General features: G+C 49.6%; 22 protein-coding genes and 3 pseudogenes. 15 read left to right on the forward strand and 10 right to left on the reverse strand.

Features of this window, described 5'->3' with window-relative positions; all coding sequences use genetic code 11:
- The first annotated feature begins 57 nt into the window (after window positions 1–57).
- The 4 genes from ACL2XM_RS06380 to ACL2XM_RS06395 are packed head-to-tail and all read left to right on the forward strand — an operon-like array spanning window position 58 to window position 4,554.
- Window positions 58–1,260 (forward strand): radical SAM protein, encoded by a 1,203-nt coding sequence (locus ACL2XM_RS06380; RefSeq protein ID WP_413730133.1) that lies wholly within the window; start codon window positions 58–60, stop codon window positions 1,258–1,260.
- A 19-nt stretch (window positions 1,261–1,279) separates the two neighbouring features.
- Window positions 1,280–2,503 carry an ATP-grasp domain-containing protein gene (locus tag ACL2XM_RS06385; protein ID WP_413730134.1) on the forward strand — a complete coding sequence of 408 codons (1,224 nt, stop codon included), beginning with the start codon at window positions 1,280–1,282 and terminating at the stop codon, window positions 2,501–2,503.
- 12 nt (window positions 2,504–2,515) lie between these two features.
- Entirely contained in the window at window positions 2,516–3,742 is a 1,227-nt protein-coding gene (locus tag ACL2XM_RS06390) for an MFS transporter (protein ID WP_413730135.1), read from the forward strand.
- A gap of 2 nt (window positions 3,743–3,744) precedes the next feature.
- Entirely contained in the window at window positions 3,745–4,554 is an 810-nt protein-coding gene (locus ACL2XM_RS06395; RefSeq protein WP_413730136.1) for a hypothetical protein, read from the forward strand.
- A gap of 9 nt (window positions 4,555–4,563) precedes the next feature.
- Here ACL2XM_RS06395 and ACL2XM_RS06400 read toward each other — a convergent pair.
- Window positions 4,564–6,128, reverse strand: a protein-coding gene (locus ACL2XM_RS06400) for an IS3 family transposase (RefSeq protein ID WP_413730138.1) whose coding sequence is annotated in 2 segments (ribosomal slippage) — window positions 4,564–5,672 and window positions 5,672–6,128 — 1,566 coding nt in all. Because the reading frame shifts where the segments join, the coding sequence is not laid out codon by codon here.
- Window positions 6,129–6,203: 75 nt separating this feature from the next.
- On the opposite strand from ACL2XM_RS06400, the pseudogene ACL2XM_RS06405 reads away from it, so the two are divergent.
- Both ACL2XM_RS06405 and istB read left to right on the forward strand, forming a co-directional pair.
- A pseudogene (locus ACL2XM_RS06405) lies at window positions 6,204–6,560 on the forward strand (IS21 family transposase); the annotation flags it as partial.
- Window positions 6,557–7,345, forward strand: coding sequence for an IS21-like element helper ATPase IstB (gene istB / locus ACL2XM_RS06410; protein ID WP_413730144.1), 789 nt, complete (start codon window positions 6,557–6,559; stop codon window positions 7,343–7,345). The pseudogene ACL2XM_RS06405 and the gene istB, both read left to right, overlap by 4 nt.
- Window positions 7,346–7,544: 199 nt before the next feature.
- Here istB and ACL2XM_RS06415 read toward each other — a convergent pair whose 3' ends face one another.
- The gene (locus ACL2XM_RS06415) at window positions 7,545–8,411 is read right to left on the reverse strand and encodes a LysR family transcriptional regulator (RefSeq protein ID WP_413730146.1); all 867 of its coding nucleotides are present in this window, start codon (window positions 8,409–8,411) and stop codon (window positions 7,545–7,547) included.
- Window positions 8,412–8,956: 545 nt separating this feature from the next.
- Between ACL2XM_RS06415 and ACL2XM_RS06420 the strand changes: the two genes are divergently transcribed.
- The 7 genes and pseudogenes from ACL2XM_RS06420 to ACL2XM_RS06450 form a co-directional block, all read left to right on the forward strand.
- Window positions 8,957–9,400 (forward strand): cysteine hydrolase, encoded by a 444-nt coding sequence (locus ACL2XM_RS06420; protein WP_413731049.1) that lies wholly within the window; start codon window positions 8,957–8,959, stop codon window positions 9,398–9,400.
- A 2-nt stretch (window positions 9,401–9,402) separates the two neighbouring features.
- Window positions 9,403–10,464, forward strand: a complete 1,062-nt coding sequence (gene hypE, locus ACL2XM_RS06425; RefSeq protein WP_413731050.1) for a hydrogenase expression/formation protein HypE — start codon at window positions 9,403–9,405, stop codon at window positions 10,462–10,464.
- Window positions 10,436–12,817, forward strand: coding sequence for a carbamoyltransferase HypF (gene hypF / locus ACL2XM_RS06430; protein WP_413730148.1), 2,382 nt, complete (start codon window positions 10,436–10,438; stop codon window positions 12,815–12,817). The genes hypE and hypF overlap by 29 nt, the downstream gene beginning before the upstream one ends.
- Window positions 12,810–13,550: an HAD family hydrolase gene (locus ACL2XM_RS06435; protein ID WP_413730150.1), complete on the forward strand. Its 741-nt coding sequence runs from the start codon at window positions 12,810–12,812 to the stop codon at window positions 13,548–13,550. The genes hypF and ACL2XM_RS06435 overlap by 8 nt, the downstream gene beginning before the upstream one ends.
- Window positions 13,550–13,873: a hypothetical protein gene (locus tag ACL2XM_RS06440; protein WP_413730151.1), complete on the forward strand. Its 324-nt coding sequence runs from the start codon at window positions 13,550–13,552 to the stop codon at window positions 13,871–13,873. Before ACL2XM_RS06435 ends, ACL2XM_RS06440 begins: the two co-directional genes overlap by 1 nt.
- A gap of 57 nt (window positions 13,874–13,930) precedes the next feature.
- A protein-coding gene (locus ACL2XM_RS06445; RefSeq protein WP_413730138.1) for an IS3 family transposase occupies window positions 13,931–15,495 on the forward strand; the annotation gives its coding sequence in 2 pieces (ribosomal slippage) (window positions 13,931–14,387 and window positions 14,387–15,495; 1,566 coding nt in all).
- Between the two features lie 37 nt (window positions 15,496–15,532).
- A pseudogene (locus ACL2XM_RS06450) lies at window positions 15,533–16,423 on the forward strand (MFS transporter); the annotation flags it as partial.
- Window positions 16,424–17,072: 649 nt separating this feature from the next.
- On the opposite strand, the gene nudI reads toward ACL2XM_RS06450, so the two are convergent.
- The 3 genes from nudI to ACL2XM_RS06465 form a co-directional block, all read right to left on the reverse strand.
- The gene (gene nudI / locus ACL2XM_RS06455) at window positions 17,073–17,498 is read right to left on the reverse strand and encodes a nucleoside triphosphatase NudI (RefSeq protein ID WP_413730152.1); all 426 of its coding nucleotides are present in this window, start codon (window positions 17,496–17,498) and stop codon (window positions 17,073–17,075) included.
- An 886-nt stretch (window positions 17,499–18,384) separates the two neighbouring features.
- Window positions 18,385–19,284 carry a hypothetical protein gene (locus tag ACL2XM_RS06460; RefSeq protein ID WP_413730153.1) on the reverse strand — a complete coding sequence of 300 codons (900 nt, stop codon included), beginning with the start codon at window positions 19,282–19,284 and terminating at the stop codon, window positions 18,385–18,387.
- A gap of 77 nt (window positions 19,285–19,361) precedes the next feature.
- Window positions 19,362–19,514: a hypothetical protein gene (locus ACL2XM_RS06465; protein ID WP_165934093.1), complete on the reverse strand. Its 153-nt coding sequence runs from the start codon at window positions 19,512–19,514 to the stop codon at window positions 19,362–19,364.
- Window positions 19,515–20,075: 561 nt separating this feature from the next.
- Between ACL2XM_RS06465 and ACL2XM_RS06470 the strand changes: the two genes are divergently transcribed.
- Both ACL2XM_RS06470 and ACL2XM_RS06475 read left to right on the forward strand, forming a co-directional pair.
- Complete coding sequence (locus tag ACL2XM_RS06470) at window positions 20,076–20,588, forward strand: GNAT family N-acetyltransferase (protein ID WP_413730154.1); 513 nt, start codon at window positions 20,076–20,078, stop codon at window positions 20,586–20,588.
- A gap of 94 nt (window positions 20,589–20,682) precedes the next feature.
- Window positions 20,683–21,364, forward strand: a pseudogene (locus ACL2XM_RS06475) (IS110 family transposase).
- Window positions 21,365–21,618: 254 nt separating this feature from the next.
- On the opposite strand, the gene ACL2XM_RS06480 reads toward ACL2XM_RS06475, so the two are convergent.
- Genes ACL2XM_RS06480 through ACL2XM_RS06500 form a run of 5 tightly spaced genes read right to left on the reverse strand, consistent with a single transcriptional unit; the run spans window position 21,619 to window position 26,373 of the window.
- On the reverse strand, window positions 21,619–22,368 hold the full coding sequence (locus tag ACL2XM_RS06480) for a TIGR03747 family integrating conjugative element membrane protein (protein WP_413730155.1): 750 nt from the start codon (window positions 22,366–22,368) through the stop codon (window positions 21,619–21,621).
- Window positions 22,368–24,521, reverse strand: a complete 2,154-nt coding sequence (gene traD / locus ACL2XM_RS06485; protein ID WP_413730156.1) for a type IV conjugative transfer system coupling protein TraD — start codon at window positions 24,519–24,521, stop codon at window positions 22,368–22,370. Before traD ends, ACL2XM_RS06480 begins: the two co-directional genes overlap by 1 nt.
- A 15-nt stretch (window positions 24,522–24,536) precedes the next feature.
- On the reverse strand, window positions 24,537–25,067 hold the full coding sequence (locus ACL2XM_RS06490; protein ID WP_413730157.1) for an integrating conjugative element protein: 531 nt from the start codon (window positions 25,065–25,067) through the stop codon (window positions 24,537–24,539).
- Window positions 25,064–25,654 (reverse strand): lytic transglycosylase domain-containing protein, encoded by a 591-nt coding sequence (locus tag ACL2XM_RS06495; RefSeq protein WP_413730158.1) that lies wholly within the window; start codon window positions 25,652–25,654, stop codon window positions 25,064–25,066. Before ACL2XM_RS06495 ends, ACL2XM_RS06490 begins: the two co-directional genes overlap by 4 nt.
- Window positions 25,639–26,373 (reverse strand): TIGR03759 family integrating conjugative element protein, encoded by a 735-nt coding sequence (locus ACL2XM_RS06500; protein WP_413730159.1) that lies wholly within the window; start codon window positions 26,371–26,373, stop codon window positions 25,639–25,641. Before ACL2XM_RS06500 ends, ACL2XM_RS06495 begins: the two co-directional genes overlap by 16 nt.
- Window positions 26,374–26,376 lie beyond the last annotated feature (3 nt).

Below are 26,376 nucleotides of genomic sequence, written 5' to 3' on the forward strand. Positions count from 1 at the left end.
CCTCCCTGGTAAGCTTTGTATTCCCTTATGGTTTTTAACTGAACAAAGGACTTATACATGCTAAATAATATCCCGCTTGCTTATGATTTTCACGGCACACAACCCATTGATTTTCCATTTGCATTGCTGCGGCCCGAAGAAATTGACATTTACATGGATGTTGATACATACATTAGTAACAATACCTGCGGTCAAAATTGCAAGAACTGTTGGTTTGTCAATAATGATAAAGTAAAAAGAAAAAGATTTGATGTTCCCGAAGGTCAATTGATCGTTAAGGGATTACGGGAAATTGGTTATAAAATCTATCCTCGATATACTGATACGTTTGCTTATAAAGGCGAGTTTATTTTGGCTTATGGCGCATCAACCGCCAGGGTTTATGCTGAAAAAAGTTCGCCGCAACCTACGGAAACAATGCAAAAAGGAGAAGCATGGACCAGCGGACGCCCCTTACTTGGCCATGATGCAGAATATCTTCTGAATTTGGCAAGAGAATATAATTATGGCACGATCAGCATAAGTTTTCATGGCATACTAGATGAAAACTTAACCATCGAAAAAGAAGAAGATTATCCGATTAAAGGCGTTTTTCATGCGAGTAGTTTCGAAAAAGTAGTGAGTGTAATAAAGGATTATAATGATCGGAAACAGGATGTGAATTTTACGGGATTCAGAATAAATGTCGGATTAACCTTGGGGAGGCATAATTTTGCAACGGAAAGATTGCAGCGTTATATTGGTTATTTCAATCAGTTAGGTGTATCAACGGTGAGATTTAACCGTTTTTTTGACCATGGACACAAACATCCCCACCTCGAAATATCAGAAGAAGAAATATGTGATATTTATAAAACCATCAAGGACATCCATGAAAAGATACCGCTTGATTTCCAAATTAACATGAGTGGCGATCTGGGTACAAGTGGAGTTGAAATCATGAATTTCCCAGAAAATGTTAATATGTGTAAGGGGGGTAGACAATTATTTGCCTTGATACCATGTGAAAAAAAGATCCTAGACATCACAGAAAAAGATCGACTGATTTACAAAGTTGGTGAATTAACGGGATGTGTCAATATTTTCGAACCAACATTGGGTAATGTTCTACAGGAAGTTAAAGACTCACAAACGAGATATTATATAGAATGGAATACCGAAGGCATTGATAAGCTTTTCCAGTTCCGGCAAAGCAAACTGAGCAACAATGGCTGTTTCTCAAGAGATCTTCTCCCTCTGATAGAAAACAATCTTTACTAAAAATAAACTGGTTGATAAAATGAAAAAATTGTTGATCATTGAAAAAAGTCCATCGGGTGCAATTGGTCTAAAGAAAGCTAAAGATTACGGTTGTTTTGTGATATTTATAGGCTCCGATAAATATCATAATAGGCTTAAGGATAGCGAGAAAAAATATATAGATGAAATACATACGGTTGATACTAATGACTACGATGCCGTTATCAAAACGGTTGATGCCATTTCTAAAGAACACAGCATCGATGGTGTGTTTACGTTTATGGAATTTTATGTTGAATTGGCTGCGATTGTTGCTGAGCACTTAAAACTAAATGGCATTAGCCCCCTAAGCGCGTCAAATGCGCGTAATAAATTTAAAATGAGAGAGATATTTAAGCAAAATAACATCTCTCAACCATCATTTGCTTTGGTAACTACGCTGGATGAGCTTAATTCTGTAAAGAAATATTTTGATTATCCAAATATAATAAAACCCATAAATATGTCAGGTAGTAGGGGCGTCGCAAAAAACAATACGCCACAAGAACTGCTCAATAATTTTAATGAACTAAGTACAATTTCACCATTATTTGGTGTGGAAAAAGAAGATAGTTATTTAATTGAAAGTTTTTTAGTTGGTGAAGAATTCAGTGTAGAGTCAGTAACGTTTCATGGTATCACTCATATAGTTTCTATCACTAAAAAAATCGTTTGCGATGGAAAATATTTTGTTGAAATAGGCCATGTATCTCCTGCAATGATCCCCGATGATATGTATCAAAAAGTCATTGATGTAACTTCCAGAGGCCTAGAAGCCTTAGGTATTGATAATGCTGTTTCTCATACTGAAGTAAAAATAAATGATTCCACCGTGTCTATAGTTGAAATCGCGGCTCGGCTAGGCGGAGATCATATTCCAGAACTCGTCATGAAATCATCTGGAGTAGACCTCTGGCATTGTGCAATTTCAATTTCATTAAATGAAAAACCTGAATTTTTCTGTACGCGAAACACGTATGCTGGAATAGCTTTTATTACTGCTAATGAGGGGATTTTTTCGTCATTTGAACTTCAGGAAATAAATAAAAATATATGTATTGAAGAGGTCCATGCTGATATGAAACCCGGTGATTTAGTCCATTCATTAACGTGCAGTAGTGACAGACTTGGGTATGTTATCCTCACAGGAGAAAATTACCAAGAGATTTATGACTATTGCAGTCGTCCTAAAAAATTATATCATGTTGAATCCGTTAATCCCTAAAAAGGAGTGATAATGCGTTACGCCTTAGAAAGAGGATTAATAAATAATTTGGTGTTTCCACTAGATGTCAATATTTTGCTGTTGGGGACATTTTTAACACGCGTTGGTTATTTCATGGTATGGCCTTACTTGGCCGTAATATTGTATGAAAAATTTACCTTATCGGCGTCGGAAATAGGATTTATATTTTTCTTTGCAACTTTTCTATCAACGTTGCTAAGCGTATATGTTTCGCATAAATCTGATGATTATGGGCGTAAACCCATTATTATAGCTGGACTCATCACCAGCGTATTCAGTTTCATATATCTAGCCTTTTGTTCCAACATTTTGGGATTCGCTGTCTGTGTCACCGGTATCGCTTTAGGCAGAGCCTTTATAGAATCTTGCAGTAAAGCTTATATTGGAGATCGCCTTAAAAATCAGAGAACTAAGGAGCTTTGTCAGTATTTCCGGTATCTTATTGCAAATATGGGGGTCGCTCTTGGACCCTTTATCGGTGTAAAATTTGGTATTGCTAATAGCACATTAACTTTTTTTGTGACTGCCTTGCTATATTTTTTGTATATTTTGCTAGTCCTTCTATTTATGGTTGGCGGCCATGAGATTCGGAATCACAATACAGGAAAAAATGAGCCACTCTTTCTTAAGAGTTTGGGCGCTATTATCAAAAATAAAGAATTTTCAGTTTTTTTATTTTGTAACACCACGCTCATGATAATATATGCTACTTTTGATTCTTCATTGATACAGTATTTGGCACGTTCTAAAATTAATAATCTCAACGATGTCATTGCACTTTTAGTCATCATTAATTCGTTAACCGTTATTTTTTTACAGTTACCTGTATTTTATATTATTAGAAATATTGTGCCATCTAAACGGATATTACTAGGAATATTATTAATAACAATCGCTCAGTTGGCATTTGGTTACGCAAACGTACATATAAAGTGGCAATTAGTGATTGCTACACTTTGCTTAAGTATTGGCGAAATTATTGTTATGCCAACGATAAACGTTGAGGTAGATCGACTGGCGCCTGAAGGGCAGAGGGGGATCGCCTATGGGATCACCAATTTCACTAACTTTGGTACCTCCGCTTCACCACTGATAGGTGGATTAATTTTGCAATTCTTCGGTGGTCGCACACTTTTTATGGTCATGTTTTTATCAGGTTTGGTTACTATTTATGTTTATTACAAATACATTATTTTAATCACCACAAAGGTCAATTAATCATGACAAATGCGATCATTTACCCAGTTTTAGAGGTCAATGGAACGATTAAATTGCCTTCTTCAAAACCTCATATGCAACGATGCTTGCTTCTCGCCTTCTTTAATAACCATAAGACGGAAATAACAAACGTTTCTTGGTGCTCTGAAACTTCATTACTACTTAAAAATCTCACAACTTTGGGATTAAAGATATTGAATGAGAGTGAAGATAGAATTACATTACAAGGTATTATTCCTGAGCAGATTACCCCTAATGCTGACGTAAATGCTGAAGGTTCTGGGTTTGTTTTTCGCGCCATGGTAGCTATTTCCGCACTCACTGAAACATTAGTTATCAGATGTAATGCTTCACTTTATTCAAGAGATTCTGTATTAGATAAGGACTTCTTATCCTATCTTGGCGTTAATGTGACTAAAAGTGATAGTGAACTAAAATTCACTACCACCTGTGTTCCAATGACTTCGAATAAAATCTCAACGGAGAAAAGCTCACAATTTCTGTCCATGGCTATGATGCTTGCCAATCATATGCCGCAACATGAAATTATGGTAAATAGTATTAATCTGGGCGAGGGATATATCACAATTACTGAAGATATGCTCAGCCTATTTGGTTATCAGTGCAAAAAAAAGGATAACGTTTATTTTATTAATAAAAAGGGTAACAGCGTAGTCCACGTCAGGATCCCAACAGATTTCACTTCTATTGGCTATATAATGTCTACACTATGTGTTATGAAAAAACCTTCGATGATTAAAATAGAAAACTATGTTGCAGGGAATCGGTGTTTGTCAAAGATGTTGAGATAAAATTGCGATTTATGCAGCCTGTAAATTCTCGGCGTTTTCTTGTGTCAACGGCCGATCTGGATTGAGTTGAACTTCCTTGTCCCAACCCCAATTTCTTGTCTCACCTCGCCACCGTTCCGGGCACGCAGCGCGGGCGGCTTGATAGACTTGGTGACGCTTTAACAGCAAGGCTTTATCCTTGCCCTGATGGCGCTGCGCCGGCGTCACGAATTTGATCCCGCTGTGGCGGTGGACGTGGCAATACCAATCAATGAAGCGCTTCACCCACTGCCGTGCAGCATCAATCGAGGTAAATCCTTTGCGCGGCCAGGACGGCCAATATTTCAATGTACGAAAGATTGATTCTGCGTACGGATTGTCATTGGATACCCGCGGCCGACTAAAGGATGACGTTATACCCAGGGCTTCCATCTTGGCCTTCAGCGTATAACTTTTCATCGGCGCACCGTTATCCGAGTGCAGTACCAAGGGTTGCATAGCACAGCGCTGCCCCAGGACACATCGTTGTAGCAGATCTGCCGCCAGCTCGCCGGTCTCTTCATCATGGACTTCCCAACCCACCGGGTAGCGACTGAATAGGTCTTCAAATAAATACAGCTTATAATACAGCCCCTTAACACTACTCGGCAACCAGGTCACGTCCCACATCCAGACCTGGTTAGGGGCGGTGGCGGTAAAGCTGGTCGGTTTTGCCACGCGCACAGCCTTGGCGGCACGTCCACGATGCTGCACTTGACCCGCCTCTCTTAATACCCGATACATCGTCGATTCAGAGGCCATGTAGCAACCCTCGTCTGCCAGAATCGGTACGATCTGACTCGGCGGAACGCTGTCGAAACGCGCGCTATTGCATACCGCCAACACCGACTGGCGTTCCGTTGAGCTCAGTTTGTTGGCCGGCTCAGGGCGGTCAATCAATGGACGCTGATCCGCAATAACAGCACCATCCTGTTGCCACCGATACCAACTGTGAACAGAGATCCCTACCCCCTCGCAAGAACGGTACAACGATGCGCCATCATTGCACGCCTGCTGAACCCAGGCGGTGATCTGTTCCCGGTACGCCAGAGGAGTTAATCGTCCTCGTTGTCGCCCCAAAGGGCGCGAACTTTTTTTTGCAGGATCAGTAATGCCGCTGCCTCCGCCAGTGCTTTATCTTTACGCAGGACTTCGCGCTCAAGACGTTTAATTTGCTTACGCTGGGCCTTATTCTGCTGTGCGCTGGCCGCATCATTAAAACCGCCTGGCTCTGCATGGGCCTGGATCGATATTTCGCGCCACTGCTTAACCTGCTCTGGGAAAAGACCTTTGGCTCGGCAATACTCGCTCAACTCGATCTCCGACATCGACGAGGTTTCGACGACGACGGCGAATTTAGTTTGCGCAGACCAATTCTCACTGCTGCGATCATGTTCGGGCACAGGGCGACCTTCTTTGCGAAGCTGATTACGCCAATTGTACAGTGTAGCTTCTGAAATCCCTTCTCTTTGTGCCAATTCACGGATGGTCGGCGGATGAGGGGCAAGCATTTTACTTAAAATGGCGTCCTTGCGAGCCTGAGGTAAACGCGACATGGTGATGCTCCGGCCCCCTGGATTGAGAATGAAATCCCGAAAAAGGGATCTTCTCAACTACTCTGACACAGGGGGTGCCGTCCCTATCGCGCGAAGACCAAGGGTAAAGTTGAGCGATTTAACCACTATTTGAAGACCAGTTTTGTCGTTCCCCTGGCGACCACCTTTAAGCAGGCCGGTTTAGTCCTTGACGTGGATTCTGCCAACAGCCGTATCGGGCCATGGCTTACCACCGTCGCCAACGCCCGCAAGCATGGCACCACCGGCATTCCCCCCGAGCAGCGGCTACAGCAGGAGATTGACGTGCTGCTCCCGTTGCCGCGCGAAGGCACAGAGGTACCGTTATCGGTTGATAACCGCCGGGTTTTGCCCCGTGAGAGTTTTCAACATCCGCTGTCGGTCTATCAGTCGCTGCTGGAGGTGAGGTCATGAGCCTTCAGCATCAGCGGATCAGCGAACTGTGCGAGTACTTTAAGCTTGACCGCATCGCCGCCGAGTGGCCTGGATTGGCACAGAAGACGCTGGATGATACCGGAACGTTCGGCGATTTTCTGGAGCAGTTGCTTCGACTGGAGAATGACAGCCGCAACGAGCGTCGGCGTCAGACGCTGCTGCGCCTGTCGGGTTTGCCGGCGGTTAAAACGCTGGAGCAGTTTGACTTCAAGTTTGCCAGCGGCGCACCGCGAGCACAGCTGCAGGAACTGGCGGGATTGGCGTTTATCGAAAGACAGGAGAACATCGTATTACTCGGGCCTTCCGGCGTTGGCAAGAGCCATTTGGCCTGCGCGTTGGCACATAAAGTCGCGATGGCCGGACTCAGCGTACGCTTCATTACGGCGGCGGATATGATGTTGCAACTGGTCGCCGCTCACCGTCAGGGCGATTTAAAAGGCTATTTAGGCCGGTGTGTCACCAAGCCCCGATTATTGGTGATCGACGAAGTGGGTTATCTGCCGTTCGGTAAAGAAGAAGCCAATTTATTCTTCCAGGTCGTGGCCCGCCGTTATGAAACAGGCAGCGTGATATTGACGAGTAACCTGCCATTTACGCAGTGGTCTGGGACGTTTGGCGATGATGAGACGCTGACGGCGGCGATGTTGGATCGACTGCTGCACCATGCGCATATCGTCCAAATAACAGGCCAAAGCTATCGATTAAAAGACAAGCTCAAAAGTGGTCAGTTAAGGAAATCAACGCCGACTGAATCACAACAATAATTCGTGGGGGGTGGGTAACTTTTACTTTGGCATGGTGGGTCACAATTCGATCGGTATTGACACATAGGGTTATAAATAGAGATGCTACCAGCAATTACCGCTAGATCCGCCCATTAAGCGGGTCAACGTGTATGGATCATCAGAGGACTAATGCAGTGGCAAGATAAGCAGATTCAAAATTATTAAAGCCTGCCTTATCTCACGTTGTGACTGCCATCATCTGTAGAAATTTATCTCGCAGCACATCCTGTATCGCCGGGTTCCAAGCAATCCCTACCTGCCATCTAGTATATTCCCCTTGGGTTTGTACAAGTTTAAGGCCAGCAGGCAAAATATGGCTGACTCCGGCAGGCAGTAATGCCACACCATTTCCAGTAGAAACTAATGCTAATAAGGTTTGAATATCGTCTGCAGCAGACACTATTTTTGCGCTGAGTTTATTCTCGCTAAGAAAATTGGCCGTCTGCACCACTAGGCCATTCCCACGGTGTGGTGGGATCTGCAGGAGCTGATGCGACTCAAGTATAGACCGGATATCCGCAGGGTTTGTACGTAGGCCAGAAGGGGTGACAAGGACCAGACTTTCTTCCATCAACACCTTGACCTGAAGAGGAGTAGTCACCGGCAGACGGATAAATCCGGCCTGAAGTTGCCCTTCCAGTAACATCTGACACTGCACGCTGGAAGGCATGTCGTTCAGGGATACTTCCACATCGGGGAATTGTTCACGAAAAATATTCACCCATGCAGGTGCAAGCTGAAATGATGATATGCCGAATCCAAGCGCCAGCTTACCCACATTCCCTTTCTGTATCCTATGCGCATATTCTAGATATTCGTCGTAATGTTTCATCAATTTGCAGGTCTTGGAATAAAGCAACTTACCAGTGACTGTCAGCGTCGCACCATGGCGGCCGCGGTGAAAAAGGCTCACTCCAATCAAATGTTCCAATGTCTGGATTTGTTTAGTCAATGCACTTTGCGTCAAGTACAGGATATCTGCTGCCGCATGATAACTCCCTCGCTCAGCCAATGTAACGAATGCCCTCAACAGTTTTATATCCATTCCAGCAGCTAATCAAATCCGGATAAATAGGAATTATACAGTTTGCTCTCTACGTGTGAAATTGTCATTAGTTTCTGAAATTGTCTTTAATTTCACATTGAGGAGAAATGTTATGGGAAAAAACTTAACCCTACATAGCAATCCTGAAGATTCAATTCCTTGAGAGAAAGGGGAAGAGGGTAACAAAAAATTAATATTACTTTGAAGTTTGTTAACGAGCCATCAACATGAGCTTTGAACTTAGGAATAATACAGCTTGCAGTGGGGCATCATCATTTCCATAGCTTCCAGCACCGGCTGTACCTAGGAGACACTCGGCATGTAGGTATATTAATACGAAAGTTAGTCATCATTTATGATAAGTATATAACATAAGAGAATATAAAAATGCCAAATGTCGCTGTGCTCACTAATGACCTGCAGTATGAATTTACTCATAAAATAACAACTGACCCGCAGGAGTTAGAAAATAAACTAAAAAAAAATTTGATACGTTCCTTGATGGGATTCGAGCTGTAGATCAGGCCGTCATTCACCTACAACTTATCCATGATCCCAGCGATCCAGCCGTGCAACGTCGCTACCGCAATCGCGCGGCTGGCATTCCGGCGATCGCTGGTACCCCTGGCAACAGATTGATCGATACCATTTACCATCAGTCAGACCTGGTAGTTATAAAAGGACGGGACAGCGGTTTTTTCGACACTAAGTTGGACGAGACACTCCAGAAGCTCGGCATTAAAACGGTAGTGGTCACTGGGCTGCAAACTCATGTTTGCGTGCAAACTACGGCCGCTGATGCATTCTTTCGGGGCTACAACGTCTGGGTCCCCGATGACTGCGTCTTTGCACCTTCGGCCGAGGACACCGATCGGGCGCTACAATGGCTGGCCGGCTACTGTGCGACGGTAGCACCTTCTGCGGAAATCCTGTCGTTACTGAGCAAGAGCGACGATCTCCCTGAGCGCGGCGAATGGAGGTCGGCATGAATATGGCTTATACACAGACCGGCAGCAATGGCCCGGCCACTGAATCACATGGTTCACCGATCGAAACCGTGATTCTGGATCATGGCACCGGCGCCAAGCTAAGCCGGGAGCTCGTGGAGCGGATCTCCGAGACATTAGGAGATACCTATCTAGGCACCATGGAGGACAGCGCATTTCTGGAACTGCCAACTACCCGTATCGCCTTTACCACAGACTCTTTCGTGGTGACACCACTATTCTTTGGGAATGGCGATATCGGCAAAATCGCGGTGTGCGGCACCGTGAACGACCTGGCGGTGAGTGGCGCGCGTCCTCTCTATATAACGCTTAGCCTCATCATCGAAGATGGCATAGTAATGGCTGATCTGATGAAGATCATAGCGTCCGTGCGCGATACAGCACGCTCGGCGGACGTCAAGATCGTCGCCGGTGATACCAAGGTAGTAGGCAAGGGCGAGGCCGACAAGCTTTTCATCAACACCGCCGGCGTCGGCGTCATGGAGCGTCCTCCAGTCTCCGTTCGTAACGTCCGACCTGGGCAAAAAATCATCCTCAGCGGCTATATCGGAAATCACTCCATCCACCTGCTTTCGATCCGGGAAGGTCTAGGCTTTGAGCGCAACGTACTGAGCGATTGTGCACCGCTAAATCATATGATCGATTCAGTATTGAGCAACGTGCCGACAGGTAAAGTTGCCTCAATGCGCGACGTTACCCGCGGCGGTCTATCAGCAGTGCTGCACGAGCACGCACGTGCGGCCAACTGTGCGATCCACTTCGACAAGCAAGCGCTGCCGGTACTTCCAGAAGCCGCTATGGCTGCCGATATGCTGGGGGTCAACGTGATCAATCTCGCCAACGAGGGGTGCTTGTGTCTTTTTGTCGAGCCCGACGTGGCGGATAGAGTTTTGGCTCTTTTGCACGAAGATCCCTGTGGCAAGAAGGCGGCCATCATTGGCGAGGTTGTGGCATCTTCCTTACCGGAGGTGCGCATGATGGAATCAGATGGTACCCAGACAATTATTGAGGAACTCTATGGTGCAGAACTTCCCAGACTCTGTTGAGCCAATCGAAGCGCTCGAGACCCATCGTTACCGGGTCTGCGGGATCGTGCAAGGGGTTGGCTTCCGCCCCTTCGTCCATCGGCTGGCGCGCACCCATGGAGCAACCGGCTGGGTGCTCAACGACTCCGAAGGTGTTTTACTTGAGTTGCAGGCATCGGCAAAAGCTATCAAGGACTTTATCGATGATATGTTATCGCGGCCACCACCTCTCGCGCGGATCAACGATTTGGTTGAGGTGCTGCTGGACGAGCCCGCACCGCGTTACCAGGGTTTTGATATCCGTAAGAGCCGCGACTTAGCACACATGAATACCATCATTCCGCCAGACTCGAACGTTTGCGGCGACTGCTTAAGGGAGATGCGCGATCCAAGCAACCATCGTTATCGGTACGCTTTTATTAATTGCACTAACTGCGGTCCGCGCTATTCGATCATCCTTGGCATGCCATACGACCGCGCGCAGAGCACTATGAGTGCGTTCACCATGTGCCCACAATGTGAGCACGAGTATTTAGACATTGAGGATCGCCGCTATCACGCCCAACCGAATGCCTGCCCGACCTGCGGACCAAGTCTTCAGCTCACGGACCGTAGCGGTGCCCTGATCGAGACTGATGATGTGGTGCGCTACGCAATTTCCAAGCTGCGCGAGGGCGCTATCATCGCGATCAAAAGCCTTGGCGGCTTCCACTTGGCGGTGGATGCCAGCAATGTAGCGGCGGTTCGCGAGCTGCGTCACCGCAAGCGGCGCGATGCCAAGCCTTTCGCAGTGATGGTTGCCGACAGCGAGAGCGCCGCCCGTTGGGCCTTTATCAACTCGCATGAAAGGATGCTTCTCGAGAGCGTGCAGCGACCCATCGTCCTGTTGCGTAAGCGTCAGAAGACCCTGCCGGAAGAGATCGCTCCCCATAATCCCCATCTGGGCGTAATGCTCCCGTCAGCGCCGCTGCACCACCTGCTGCTTGAGGATCCCACACTGCCGGTATTGATCATGACCAGCGGTAACCTTTCCGGGCATCCTATCGTGTTCGACAACCATACGGCAATCGAGCAATTGGGCGAAATTGCGGACTATTTTGTTCTGAACGATCGCGATATCCGTACCCGGGTGGACGACTCAGTCGTGCGTATGATCGTACGCGAGGGTAGGGATGAGCCTCAGATATCCTTCCTACGCCGCTCTCGCGGCTATGCTCCGTATCCCATCCATCTGCCTTACTCGGTGGGTTCGGTCGTGGCACTCGGCGCCGAGTTGAAGACTACCGTCAGCATCAGCAAGGGCAAGCAAGTCTTCATCAGCCAGCACATTGGCGATCTGAAAAATGAAACCACCTTTCAGTCCCACATTGATTGCGCCAAGCATATGCAAGACCTTCTGGCTGTGCGGGCTGACACACTTGCCTGTGACCTGCACCCTGCCTTCCGCTCAACCCGAAATGCCATCGAGCAATCCGAAATACGTGTCGTCCAGGTTCAGCACCACCACGCCCACATGGCCTCGTGCATGGCGGAACACGGACTTTCGGGTAAAACCATCGGGGTGATATTCGACGGTACCGGCTACGGTACCGATGGTACCATCTGGGGTGGTGAGTTCTTGCTCGGCGATTTCGAGGGGTTCGAAAGGGTTGGCCATATACGCCCAATGTTGCTACTGGGAGGGGATCAGGCCGTGAAAGAGCCGATCCGAGTCGCCATGTCGCTGCTTGTTGAGACCTTCGGCGAACGGGTCACCGAAATAGACGTTCCGGCCATACGCGACCTGTCTGAACAGCGGCGCGAGGTTTTTACCAAAATGGCCCTCAGGAAAATCAACGCGACCACTACCACTAGCATAGGTCGTCTGTTCGATGGTATCTCGGCGCTGATGGGTATTTGCGCAAAGGTTGAATACGAGGCGCAGGCGGCAATCGAAATGGAAGCGCTATTGCAGCGCGATTTCTGCATGGCCAAGCCATTTGAGTATGACATTGAGGCGCGAGACGATTGCCTGGAAGTGGACTATCGTCCCCTCGTCAATGAATTGGTCCATCTGCTGCGTGTGCCCGTCAGCGATGTAAGCCAGCTAAGTCGGCGTTTTCACTCCACGATCGTGGATATCATCGGAGAGGTATGCCAACGCCTTGTTAAGCGTTTTGGGGTTAATCAGATCGTATTGAGTGGGGGTGTTTTTTGCAATGAGTTTCTCGTGATAAATACGCTGAGCTGCCTTGAGTCGCATGGATTCAAGCCGTATTGCCATCAATTGGTGCCGACGAATGACGGTAGCATTTCCCTGGGTCAGGTGGTTGTCGCCGCCGCCCGTATCAAGCGCGAAGCGCTATTGTGTGACGGAGAAGAAAGAAATGAGTGAATCTGTAGAGAGAGTAGCAGCAGTTTTGTTTGACATGGACGGTGTTCTAATCGATTCCAGGGCCGTGATTGAACAAGCATGGCGCGAGGCTGCCCAGATGTACGAGCGCCAGATCACCGAGGAAGAGATCCTCAAGCACATTCACGGTCAGCCCGGGCCGCATACCATCCGTGCTCTATTCCATGATCTGCCGCTTTCCGATCAGGCCAAAGTTCAGGCGCACATCATCCATGTTGAAAATACCGCCGACTGCGAGCCCATTCCTGGCGTGGCACAGCTTATCGCCTCACTTGGTGCGGCCGGAATTTCAATCGGCGTCGTGACCAGTGGCTGGCGCTTGAAGATCGATCGCGTCATAGCACTACTCCATGCACAGTCGTACGTCTCGGTCATTGTCGAACGGGATGATGTGGCTCACGGCAAACCGTACCCCGATCCCTATCTGCTCGCGGCTGAGCGTCTGGGCATTCCTGCGAGCAAAACCATCGTTTTTGAGGACGCCAAGAGCGGGGTAACCTCCGCTGTTGCTGCCGGAGCATATTGCGTTGGCATCGGCGATGAGGACCTGATGCCATGCGGCGCAAAATTTATCATCCCCGACTTCCGAGGGGTGAAAGTGCTGACCAACGGCGTGGACGGTTCGATCCTTTCGTTTGGCCCGGGGCAAAAGGTAATAGTGGAACGATCACCTGTGCGCAATGACGTGCCGCCCGTGTCACGAGACCACCAATAATGAAACAGGAACAAAAGGGGCGGTGGGCCGTCGCCTTGCTGTTTTTCGTCAATGGCTTTGTGACCGGAGGCTGGGCTGTGCATATTGCGCAGTTCGTTCCGCGATTCGAGGCGTCAGATAGAATGATAGGCCGTCTTATTTTAACGTTTGGACTGGGCGCGCTGATCATGATGCCAGTGTCGGGCATGCTGATGGCGAAGTTTGGTTCGCAACGCATAGTGCGTATATTTGCCATCGCAACTTCTGTGGCGCTTCTTCCGCTCGGGCTGGCTCCGAACATTCCGCTGTTGGTGGTTGCTCTCTTTCCCCCTGTGTCAGAGTAGTTGAGAAGATCCCTTTTTCGGGATTTCATTCTCAATCCAGGGGGCCGGAGCATCACCATGTCGCGTTTACCTCAGGCTCGCAAGGACGCCATTTTAAGTAAAATGCTTGCCCCTCATCCGCCGACCATCCGTGAATTGGCACAAAGAGAAGGGATTTCAGAAGCTACACTGTACAATTGGCGTAATCAGCTTCGCAAAGAAGGTCGCCCTGTGCCCGAACATGATCGCAGCAGTGAGAATTGGTCTGCGCAAACTAAATTCGCCGTCGTCGTCGAAACCTCGTCGATGTCGGAGATCGAGTTGAGCGAGTATTGCCGAGCCAAAGGTCTTTTCCCAGAGCAGGTTAAGCAGTGGCGCGAAATATCGATCCAGGCCCATGCAGAGCCAGGCGGTTTTAATGATGCGGCCAGCGCACAGCAGAATAAGGCCCAGCGTAAGCAAATTAAACGTCTTGAGCGCGAAGTCCTGCGTAAAGATAAAGCACTGGCGGAGGCAGCGGCATTACTGATCCTGCAAAAAAAAGTTCGCGCCCTTTGGGGCGACAACGAGGACGATTAACTCCTCTGGCGTACCGGGAACAGATCACCGCCTGGGTTCAGCAGGCGTGCAATGATGGCGCATCGTTGTACCGTTCTTGCGAGGGGGTAGGGATCTCTGTTCACAGTTGGTATCGGTGGCAACAGGATGGTGCTGTTATTGCGGATCAGCGTCCATTGATTGACCGCCCTGAGCCGGCCAACAAACTGAGCTCAACGGAACGCCAGTCGGTGTTGGCGGTATGCAATAGCGCGCGTTTCGACAGCGTTCCGCCGAGTCAGATCGTACCGATTCTGGCAGACGAGGGTTGCTACATGGCCTCTGAATCGACGATGTATCGGGTATTAAGAGAGGCGGGTCAAGTGCAGCATCGTGGACGTGCCGCCAAGGCTGTGCGCGTGGCAAAACCGACCAGCTTTACCGCCACCGCCCCTAACCAGGTCTGGATGTGGGACGTGACCTGGTTGCCGAGTAGTGTTAAGGGGCTGTATTATAAGCTGTATTTATTTGAAGACCTATTCAGTCGCTACCCGGTGGGTTGGGAAGTCCATGATGAAGAGACCGGCGAGCTGGCGGCAGATCTGCTACAACGATGTGTCCTGGGGCAGCGCTGTGCTATGCAACCCTTGGTACTGCACTCGGATAACGGTGCGCCGATGAAAAGTTATACGCTGAAGGCCAAGATGGAAGCCCTGGGTATAACGTCATCCTTTAGTCGGCCGCGGGTATCCAATGACAATCCGTACGCAGAATCAATCTTTCGTACATTGAAATATTGGCCGTCCTGGCCGCGCAAAGGATTTACCTCGATTGATGCTGCACGGCAGTGGGTGAAGCGCTTCATTGATTGGTATTGCCACGTCCACCGCCACAGCGGGATCAAATTCGTGACGCCGGCGCAGCGCCATCAGGGCAAGGATAAAGCCTTGCTGTTAAAGCGTCACCAAGTCTATCAAGCCGCCCGCGCTGCGTGCCCGGAACGGTGGCGAGGTGAGACAAGAAATTGGGGTTGGGACAAGGAAGTTCAACTCAATCCAGATCGGCCGTTGACACAAGAAAACGCCGAGAATTTACAGGCTGCATAAATCGCAATTTTATCTCAACATCTTTGACAAACACCGCTTTGTCCTCGGTGCCATGATCGGTTCAATGAATGTCGCTATGAACTCCAACGCAGTAGCGGTGGAGAAAGCCCTGTCCAAGGCGGTGTTATCCTTCTCACACTGTTCCTGGAGCATAGGTTTGTTCGTTGCCGGTTCGATCGGAGGCTATGCTATCAAGCATTTCGGATTCCTCGCGCATATCTTCTTGGTGAGCGCAACTGCAGTAGCGCTCATCGCTGTCACCTTTCCATTCGTTCTCAAGGATGATCCGGCGCCAAAAAAAGATGTCAAACAGCCGATGCGCCTGCCGCGTTCCCCCGCCGTTTACCTCATTGGCCTCATAGCGCTGTTCGGCATGATCCCTGAGTGTGCGGTCGTCGATTGGTCCTCGCGTTATCTGTTAAAGGATCTAAACGCTAACATAGAGACTGCCAGTCTCGCCTTTGCGTTCTTTGGCGGAACGATGGCAGTCCTTCGCTTTATGGGCGACGCCGTGCGTAACCGCTTCGGCGCTGTTCGTACTATACGTATATCAAGCCTGTTATCGGCGACTGGCCTTTTGATCGCTGCGTTGGCGACCAATCCTTGGCAAGCGATCATCGCCTTTGCAGTAGCTGGGATCGGGATAGCCAATATTGTCCCGATCGCTTTTTCAGCCGCTGGTAACCAGCGAGGCATCGCTACTAGTACTGGCATGAGTGTTGCCACGACTATAGGCTACTTAGGAACATTGATGGCGCCAGCGCCTATAGGTTTTTTTGCCCAGTTCGCCGGTTTTTCCAATGTGTACATGGTAATGGCGCTAATGCTGGGCGTGATATTCTTGCTTGCGCCATTGGTACGCAGCGCGGAAATTAATCCAAGGGGAATAAACTCTCAGCAATCAGGGCCGGTCGCAGTAAAACATTGAGAGCGATAGAAGCTATTTTATCTGGTCGGGCTCAATGTAAAACAAGGGCTCGTCTGTGTATTTATCTTACCAAGCGACATCTGGCCGTGATGTCAGATATCCGGTTAGACGTGCACCGGTCTTGTAAAAAAGAAAGGGGGCGAGATCGCCGCGTTTTAATCAGCCGGCATTCTTTAATTAAGAAAGCCTAAACTCATTGTCCATATCCAAATAAATATCAATTTCGTGACTGTCATCGAATTCCCCTATAGCTATTTTTAGGCTGTGAATTAGGCATGCCATTGTAATGATTCTTTTTTAATAAAATATAGAGATTGGTGTCTGCGAGTTTTATTGTGCGCCTGCCACAGGCAATGATCGGTATCGCTACCATGTTGGTGCAGCAGCGTGGTATTTAATGGCTGGAGGGCGCTGTCGTTGCCACTTTAACATTATCGAACGCGCTTATCAGCGTGGAAGTGTCGAAAATTTGTTGACCAGAGCGGTCAGCGACGGGCAGGCGGGCGGAGCCGGTTACCCTGAAGAAAGATGAGAACAATATGAAATCAAATGGGCGGTGGGCCGCATCCAGGTTCGGGACATACACGAATAAAGAAACGCGCCGGACTGAGCCGGCGCGGAAAAGAAGATCAGATTCGAAAAGGTATTATTACAGAAAACCTTTTTGCTTAAAGGTGACACGTGTAGCCTCATTCAGGTCAAGAGCATGGAGCCCGGCCGGGCTGATCCAGGCAATATCCTGAAATTCCTCATTAAAAGTGACCTGACGGTTTGCGCTGGCACAGTCAAAAATGAGATAAATCATGTAGATCTCTTCTTTAGTGCCGTCCTGATAGGTCTTCACCCGGACATCGTCCCTAAATGTCCATGGCGTGATACGGGTTATCTGTAGCGCTTCACCCAGTTCTTCTCTGATCTCCCGCCGTAGTGCTTCCTCCATCGTTTCGCCTGGCTCCATACCTCCACCGGACAGCGCCCACTGACCGGGGAATACGCCCCGGTCAGCGGCCATTTTACAAAGTAAATACTCGCCATTATTTTCAATAAGTGGACAGACTATGATCCTCTGACGCATGTAACCTCCGGATGTCATGAATTTTTTCGATAACTTTATCAGATAAACTTTCTACCGTCCCGGGTGACGTGCAGGTGAACACCCATTCCTGTAGAAAAGGGGGGGAAGATTCTGAGAAAATGTCTGATATTCAGAATGCCGCCAAGTATACATTCTGGCTTTACTTTATATTTCCGTGATCGTTTGCACGGCGCTTCGGTGCTGGCCCGAAGTGCAGTCTCCTGGGTGAATAATGCTGTAGCGGAGCGTACCACGGTATTATCCAGTTCATCTGGTCCCCGGATTCCGTTCGCTGAAATAGCTATCACTACCGTTACTGCAGATAACGAAGATATGAAAATCTATGAAGTGGTACCAATTGCTGCTGTTATCGCTAGTACCATAACCGCTAGCGGTCATAAAAGAACGCAGAACGCTACCTTATTCTTGGGGCTAACTCATCGATCAAGTTACTAGGAAAATAATTGTTGCTGTTGTACGTAAAGGAAATGGGAAGACTATTAGCAATGACTAAACGCCCATCACTGTTGAATACGTTATATCAGTGATTGATGATATGGTGACGGAAATTTTGATTTTTCCTAAGGATTAGTTTAATTTTTTCATACGGGGGGTACGCATTCCCCATATTTTATCTTATGACGTAACTCTGCATTAAACAGTGACGAAATATAATATTTTTTGAATGTTATGATTTATTTTTTTAGCAGGCTTTTTTTGCGTAAATCTTATTATCGATACATAACATTTTTGTATAGTTAAAACCCAAGACCAAAAGCATTTCCGTCTTCTTCTGAATGTAAGACCATCAAAAACTTTAATGGAATAAATAACTACTATAGCACGACGCTAACTTGAAGTAAGATTTAGGATTACTAATTGAACGTTACTTATTTGTCGCATTTGCAATGCGTTCATACTCAGTCCTCAGGTGTTCCAGTTTCCGAGGCAACTCTATATGATAGAAATTTTCAGGTAAATTAAAATCATTCGGCTTTAACTTAATTTCATCTAGCATCTTTTCAATAATTCTGTAAAGCGGTAGTTTATGCTCTATCTGATAACGCCTGTAATTGCGTTGCCAGATCATAGAACAAAAATAATCCAGATAAACCCTTCCTTGACGGAAGGGCAAACATTCAAATTTTTCAAGTAGGAAATTATATGCCGGTATGGCCAGTGCTCTGATGCGGGCTGCTTCGGTCAGCGGATCCTTCTGCATCGGTGGTACGGTGGCATTTGACAACCTTGAACGTATGCAAGCGATCGGGTTAAGCACCCTGACTTTATCATTACAGGTTACGTCACCATAATGCTCTGGCAATACTTGAAATAACTCGGTGTTAAGCGCCAATTTTTTACCTATAAAATCATCCGACTCAAAACCAGATGGCCTATCAATAATATCCACAATATTGGGTTCATTGACTTCTGGGTTGAGAAACAGACCGTGCTCATCCTCTTTAACTTTACCGGTGCCTGCATCGATTAGGGCCAGTACAGCCAGAGATGGAGGAGTAAAGGTAGTCTGTATTTCAGCGTTCACATTAAAGATTTGAGCGATGGCTGCGATTCCCTCATTTCGTGCAACATAATCAATATCAATCGAATTGATGAAGGTCATATCCGGCTTCTCTGTGTAAGCATCCATATAAACGGCGAGCCAATACATGACAGCCTGACCACCTACAGTTATGACAGGTGAAGGCAGCTTTTCAGCGTTGCGGATTAAATAGCGATTAAGTTTCACCATCTGTTCATCGGGCGGGATAGCAAGTTTAGACATAAAAAAGCCCATCGTATCAACAATGAGCCTATTATAACTCTCGTACCGTCATGAGATACAATCTATCGGTCAGTAAGTTAAAAGAAGGCCGCCTGGCGCGGATTACGGGCCGCTACAATGCCCTCCGGGCGTTTCTCCATCACGCGTCCTTGAGCTTTACCGCTACGAACAGCTTCAACACGTTCTTGGTAAACCTGCTGATGTCTGATTTTTGCGTCTTTGGCTGACATGATGCTTCTCTCTCAAAACGTATAGGCCATATGCCGTATAGACTAAATATACGCCAATCTACTCTGTCAGACAATGATTATGCAAACAAGAATCGCGGCCACGCTCTCCAATCCGCAATTTGTTTTTACGAGATATTTAGCATTTACGCCAGTTACTTCATCGCCGGTTCGAGCAACCTTGTGCCGAAGCCTAACCTGCACACCCCAGAGTATCCCCCTTCAGCAAGCAACGGGGTATTCCATAAACATACTTATCAGTTTAGCAAAATCACGGGATATTGTCCGTCTTTATCTTGTCAGTTCCCGTCTCGACGAAAAAAAACATTGGTAGAATATGCTAAGTGCAAAATCCTATGAACTTCATTGATGCTAAAGATAATGAAATGAGCGCCTCCCACCTTCCTCAGTTCAGGGCGAGAGCGGTAGCTTATCTTCCGCCATAGTTGTTCAGTAACCACTACCTTTCTGATTGAAAAATAACAGATTCTAAAATGAATAATATGTTGAATTTATCTGGCAGGTTACACTATGCATCTCGTTTAAAACGTAAGGATTGCCCAGATGGCATTGAATATACGGAAGGCCCATTTAGCGGATTCTGTCTTACTTCATAAACTAGGTTTTGAAATCTACAGCACCCACTTCAAGCATCTGTGGGTATCGCATTCTGAAATGAATGATTATCTGGAGCGCGAGTACTCAACCCCTTCACTGGAGTCAAGCCTGTCAGATCCCAAGGTGTGCTGGTACCTGGCAGAAACCGATCAGCCAGTTGGTTTTGCCAAAGTCACATGGGCAGATAAAATTCCGGATACAGAAATGTCAGGCGTGCTACTGAACAAGTTATATCTGGCTTCGAGTGCTACAGGTAAAAATTATGGGAAACAGATATTCGAACATATTGTCAGTCTGGCCCGGCGACGCGGTGAAGGATTTTTGTGGTTAGAAGTTCTTGAGGGCAATGATCGTGCCCGTAAATTTTATGAAAATCTGGGATTCGGTCATATCAAAGATACAAAATTACAAACAGCTTCACAGCAGAGCCTTCTCCACATACTGGGTATTAATATCTGAATCCCTGACAGCTGACTGAAATTCCGCGGAATCTGTAGCAGCCCAGCCTGATGCCTTTTTATAAGCAACTTACAGAGTGTGGAGGTAGCAGATAATGAAGCCCATGCCAGTCAGTGTCGACATTGCCAAGAACGTGATGCAGGTCCATTACGTGGATAAAAATACGGGGAAGGTGTTTAACAAGGCCATTAAGCGCGCGAAATTTATCGAGTTCTTCACCAATCGTCCGCCCTGCCTTATTGGAATGGAGGCCTGCGGCGGCGCACATCACTGGGCCAGACAACTGAGCCGGCTGGGCCATCAGATCAAACTGATGCCGGGCGAATTCGTCAAGGCCTTCAATATCCGTAACAAGAATGATACGGCCGACGCACAGGCTATCTGGCGTGCGGTTCAGCAACCGTGCAAGGCTATAACGGTGAAAAACGAACAGCAACAGGCTATGCTTGCCCTGCACCGGATACGTTCCCAACTGATGAAATTCTGGCTGATGCAGACCAATGCACTTCACGGATTACTCGCGGAATACGGTGAAGTGATGCGTAAGGGGCACGCCAGCCTCGTCAGAAACGTCCCCGAAATATTTGCTCGCCTGTCCAGACGTTTACCGGGCGTGCTCATAGACAGCCCGCGAGCCGGGGCCCTGGGTTACTGACATGCTGAAACGGCGACCGATCAATGTTGTCTCCGTGGCGCTGGCCAACAAAATGGCAAAAATGATATGGGCCATACTGGCTCACGGCAGACCCTATCAAAAGGATCATGCCCTTAATTGAGCCAAAACAGAAGGATGCCAGAGAAGAACGTCAACAGGTTGCGCAGGCAGTGTAAGTAATGACAGAACAAGTCAGACCGTAACTCATCAAGCCTGAAAAAAATATCGAACTCCGGGTTCGCAAAGGTAATTGAGGCGTGAGTCAGCGGATTTCATTAGGGCCAGCAGCCGCTTTCGCAGTTGCGTTAAGACCGGATATATAGCCGCAATCGTCCTGTACGTCACGAAGTACAAAGCCTGGCAAACGGGAGGCGCTCATATATATTTTTTAAAACTGCCAACGGTGATATCGGTGGACAGACCGAGTAGTAACGCGAACGGCAGAAGTATTATCAGAGGGTAAATGCTGACCGGTAAGGCCAGGTATATGATCCATGGTAATACCGTCAAAGGTAGCAGGCTGGCTCTGGCCCGATGATAGACAAACCCGGATTCCCGCCCCGCACCAAAGCGGCGGATATCGCGGCGGACCAGCCCATCCACCAAGCCGACAAACGCCGCCATCGCAAATAATGGTAGGGTCAGGCAGAGCACCAGTACACGCACCATGAACACAAGCACGGTGTAAGCGGCAGCAATCAAATAACTCTCCAGATGGACATAGACCAGACCTAGGTAGTAGCGGAAGTCATGCGTCAGGCTAAGCGCTCCGCTGCTGGCCTGGATTGAGGCATCCCTTATCCACGCTTTTAGCCCATTATTGACAAATAACCAATTGTAGACGCTTTCGATAAGCTCCTGAGCCGTGTGGCCTGGCTCCTTTATCAGTATGCTGCGTGTGAAATGCTCAGAGAATTGAGCCAGTTCGAAGTGCAACATTCTCTGCGCGTGATGCCAGCCCTGCTCCGGCCAGAAGAAATGCATGCCCACGCATTCGATGACGATGCAGAGCAGCAGCGAACCGCTTAGCACGCCGATAAAACGAAAGGGCAGCGTTAGCAGACTTACGACAAGACCCTGCTGTCGCATTTGCTGCTGTTGTGCTGTGATGGCCGGATCTCTCATTACTCCTTATCCTCATCTGCATTCGTCATTTGCAGGAACCCATCAATCAGGTCTGCCGGCAGTTCTGTATTCTGAAGCTGGGGTCCCGCTTGGTGGTCCCACCAGTCGCCGGCTTCGACGTAGCGCTGGCGCATGTAACCGGCCAGTTCCTGTAAATCCTTTGGCATGTCCTCATCGGGATCAGGGGCCGGCAGCGGCATACGCACTTTCCAGAGATTGCCACCCTCAATCAGCGCGAAGCATTGTCCTTTGGGTAGTCCGACGACATGCGCCGGCTCAATCAGCGGTACACTAGTGCTGCTGATGCGGTCCTGGGTGTTGGAGGTAAACGCGGTATTGCCGTGGGGATCTGAACTGTCGGTTGCGCCACTCATCAGTGACGTGGCGTAAACCTCAACTTTTGGCAACTGGCGTGTCAGCAGTTCGGCAGTTGCCGTTTCGCGCACGCGTAACATGAAGAGGTTATTGAAGTTGCCGACCACCTGACCAGCCTTGGCGCGGTTGCCGATGCGTGCTTCGATATCCGAGAGCGTTTGGGTATAAGCCGTGACCTGTATACCGGCGCCGCCACCTTTATTGACCATGGGGATGAACTCATCGCCCATCAGCTCATTGAATTCGTCCGCGTGGACGTTGATGGGTGCTTTGGCGTTGGCCGAGGCATCGGGCAGACCGTCATCAATGCCGAACTTGTAGATGTGGCCGGCTACCGAAACCAGATCGCTGAACATGGAGTTGCCCACGGCTGCGGCGACTTCGGCATCGGACAATGCATCAAGGCCCACGTAGACCACCGCGCGTTTGCGGATAATTTGCATCCAGTCAAAGATCGGGCGTGGGTCATTCAAATCGGCGTAGTCCGGTGCCAGCAACTGCGCGATCTTGCCGGTGGTGAGTTTCTCTAGCAGCGGCAGCAGGCTTGCCACAATCTTGTCGAAATAGGTGCGGTCATAGCGGACAGCAGACCTCAAACCATCCAGCACCGGGTCGTATACACGCACCTGGGACAAATACTGTTCAATGGCGATGATGCGCTTTTCACGCCCGATCATATTACGTGGGATATTCTTGTCGTTGAGCTTGGCTTCGAGTTGGACAATGATGTCCCAGGCCTTAGACTCAGTCTTGGCAAAAAATTGTGCGGCATACTCCATGAAAAGGGCATCAATGTTGATGACGTGACGTTGGATCAGCAGATAGTCGGGGCGCTGCCCCAGTTCGACCAGCGCACGAGCGATGATGTTGACAAAACGCCAGGCAAATTCCCGAAAGGCTGCGCTGTTCCCCTCCCCGGAAAGTTGTCCGGCGATGCGCGTGGCGACCTCCGAGATGCGGCCAAAACGCCCCACCGCGTTATAGCGTGCGGAAATATCCGGCCACCCTAAGTGAAAAACATAAAATTCACCTTCGCGCCCGGCGCGTCTGGCTTCTACGTACATCCTTTTCAGCAAATCAGCGTCGCCTTTGGGATCGAAGACGATGACCACCTCGTGCTCGCCTTGGGCATTTTTGCGCAGGATATCCTGGGTAATGAACAACTCGGCCAGCCGCGTTTTCCCCACGCGCGTCGTGCCCAGCACCAGGCTATGCCCGACGCGCTCGCCCAGGGGTAATGTGACGTCAATCTCATTGGGTTCAATGCCGTGTAGTCGAGGCATACCCCCGACCGGGGGCAGCGGTCGTACAGGGTTAAAGGGTGTATCCCAGGACGTCAGTCGCGCGAGCCGGGAAAGTGGGAAGGGGGCAAACTCCAGTCGTTCCTCAAGGCGCCGGGCCAGGCGGTAGGGTGTCGTGGGTTCCACGTAACGGCGAAACTCTGGCCGATAGGTCTGCATCAGCCGGTGGGTGTGCCGCTGGTCCCAGCGAAAGCCCCGTCCGACGAACAGCCTTTGCTGGCTTACCGGCACGTCGCGGCTGGTCATCATGTAGCGAGGCAAGCGGCGGATATTGCGGCGGTAACGCAGGATGGTCCAGGCATCACGAAAGCGGATGATACCGAAGGTCAGGAAAGCCAGTGCGGAGCCGTGGCCGAGTAGCGGGCTCAGCGCGAGCGACCACGGTGCCACCAGGCACAGCGTCGCGGCGGCGGCGCAGATCGCCACGGTATACAACTCCACCGCGGGGCGTAGCAAAACTTCAACGGAATGGGCCATAGCACGTACTTCACGTCAGGGTTCGATGCCGGTGGCGGTGATGAGCACCGGGTAGTGGCGAATGCCGAGCCGCTGGGCCAGGTCGTCGGCGGAAACGGGCGAAAGCGTAAGATCTTGTGCCATATGCCTTAGTACGGCCAGTGCCTCGGGGGTGTCCACGTTGACGACCAGGCCTATAGCATTGAGTTCGTTCAGCGCTTCACGATGCTGTTGCAACCAGGTGCGCGAGCGTTCGTCATCGCCGATAAGGAAAAGCGGCGACAGGCCGGGTGCGCGAATAATACGTTGCGATTCTACACCAGGTGAAAGCAACTTAGAGCGTACCGGCAGCATGGATGCCTCGGCATCGGCCTGGCCACCCCTGTGTGGGGCCGGTTCATGATTTTCTGATGGTGCTAGTTCCTGAGGGGCGAGCGCCCGGTAATAGGGGAGCGCTGAGACACCTCCGCGATCTTCCACGACGTTTAGGTGTGTAGAGGGGGATTGGGCAAAGGCGGTCATGGATGACAGCAGCCAGGTGAGCAGCAGGCACAATATTTTCTTCATGGTGTAATACTCCGCGCAGAAGTCAGGGATATTCCGGGGCCAAGGACACGCGCAAGATGCTGGTTGACGCTACGACGGTAGCGCGCAGCGGGGGCGCCGCCAGCGGGGCGGTGATAACGTCCGATAGCAAGTAACCAGTCCTCACCGGGGGTATGCTGCTCGCGCAGGATTTGTGCGGCGATCGCGAGATTTCGGTAGGGATTGAGTATATCGCAGGGGCCGTTGTAGCGATGGGCCTGGTAACCCAGGTTGACTTGTGCAAGACCGGCGTCAATACGGTTGGCAGGAACCCGGGATAACGCCCGGCGAATGCCGGCACAAGCATCGGCATGGGTGGCATAAAGCTCGGCGCGGCCAGCGACATTGAGTGTCCACGGCCAAGGCACAATCTTTCCGCGAAGCCGGGTACCGCTTTCCTGCAGGGCAACGGCGTAGAGAACCGGAGACGGCACGCCCATCTGCTGTGCGGCGAGCTGGTATGCCGGTGGTGGTATCTCCAGGGCGCGGCCGGTTCCGGTGCCAAGCGTCAGCAGCAAAGCCGCTGTTGCCGCCCGGAGTCGGTATGTGGTGCTTACTGCCGCTGCCATTGGCCGTTCACCTCGCGCACTACCGCAGGCAGGTTGCCGGGCAGGCTAAGCGAGAGCCAGCGGCCGCCATCGTGGTTGAGCGTGATAGTACGATCACGCACTTTCACCGGGTCGATACCGGCCTGCGTCGCCCACGTGCGGATGCGCTCATCGTCCTGCCGGCTGCCGACCATGTAAATATCCATAGTCGTCCCTGCGGCCTGTAATTGCTGTACGCGCTGTTGGCAGGCTGGACAGTTCGCTTTGATAAACACCGCCAGCCGGTCAGAGCCCGTGTTGCCGGTATCGGGCGATGGAGCGCCAGGCAAGTTCACGCGCTGCTGGCCGGGGAACAGCCTTAACCAGGCAGCATCATAGGCACGCTGATAGGCCAGGATCTTCTCCACGCGGCGGGCTTCTGCTCGCGCCTGCAGCTCGGCGTAATGGTCCCGCTCTTCATCGCTGCGCGCTTCTATGCCGAGTGCGGTCAGCGGATCGAGGTTGGGCGACCAGATACCGAGCGGTCCCTTCATCAGTTCCCGGTAACGTGTCCATTCTTCTGGGCGCAGCCCCCAGTCCTGCGCTTGGCGTTCGTCAGAGACGGTATCCATACTCGGACGAAGTTGGCTAGGGATCAGGCGAGAAGGGATGGTCGCCATAGGTTGTGCCGTAGTCTGGCCAGCGCCAAAAAACATGAGACTGGCAACGAGCGCGGCAGCGGAAAACAGTCGCGGAGCCATGGG

Source organism: Sodalis sp. RH20, assembly GCF_047324205.1.
In the GTDB taxonomy this organism is placed as follows: Bacteria; Pseudomonadota; Gammaproteobacteria; order Enterobacterales; family Enterobacteriaceae; genus Acerihabitans.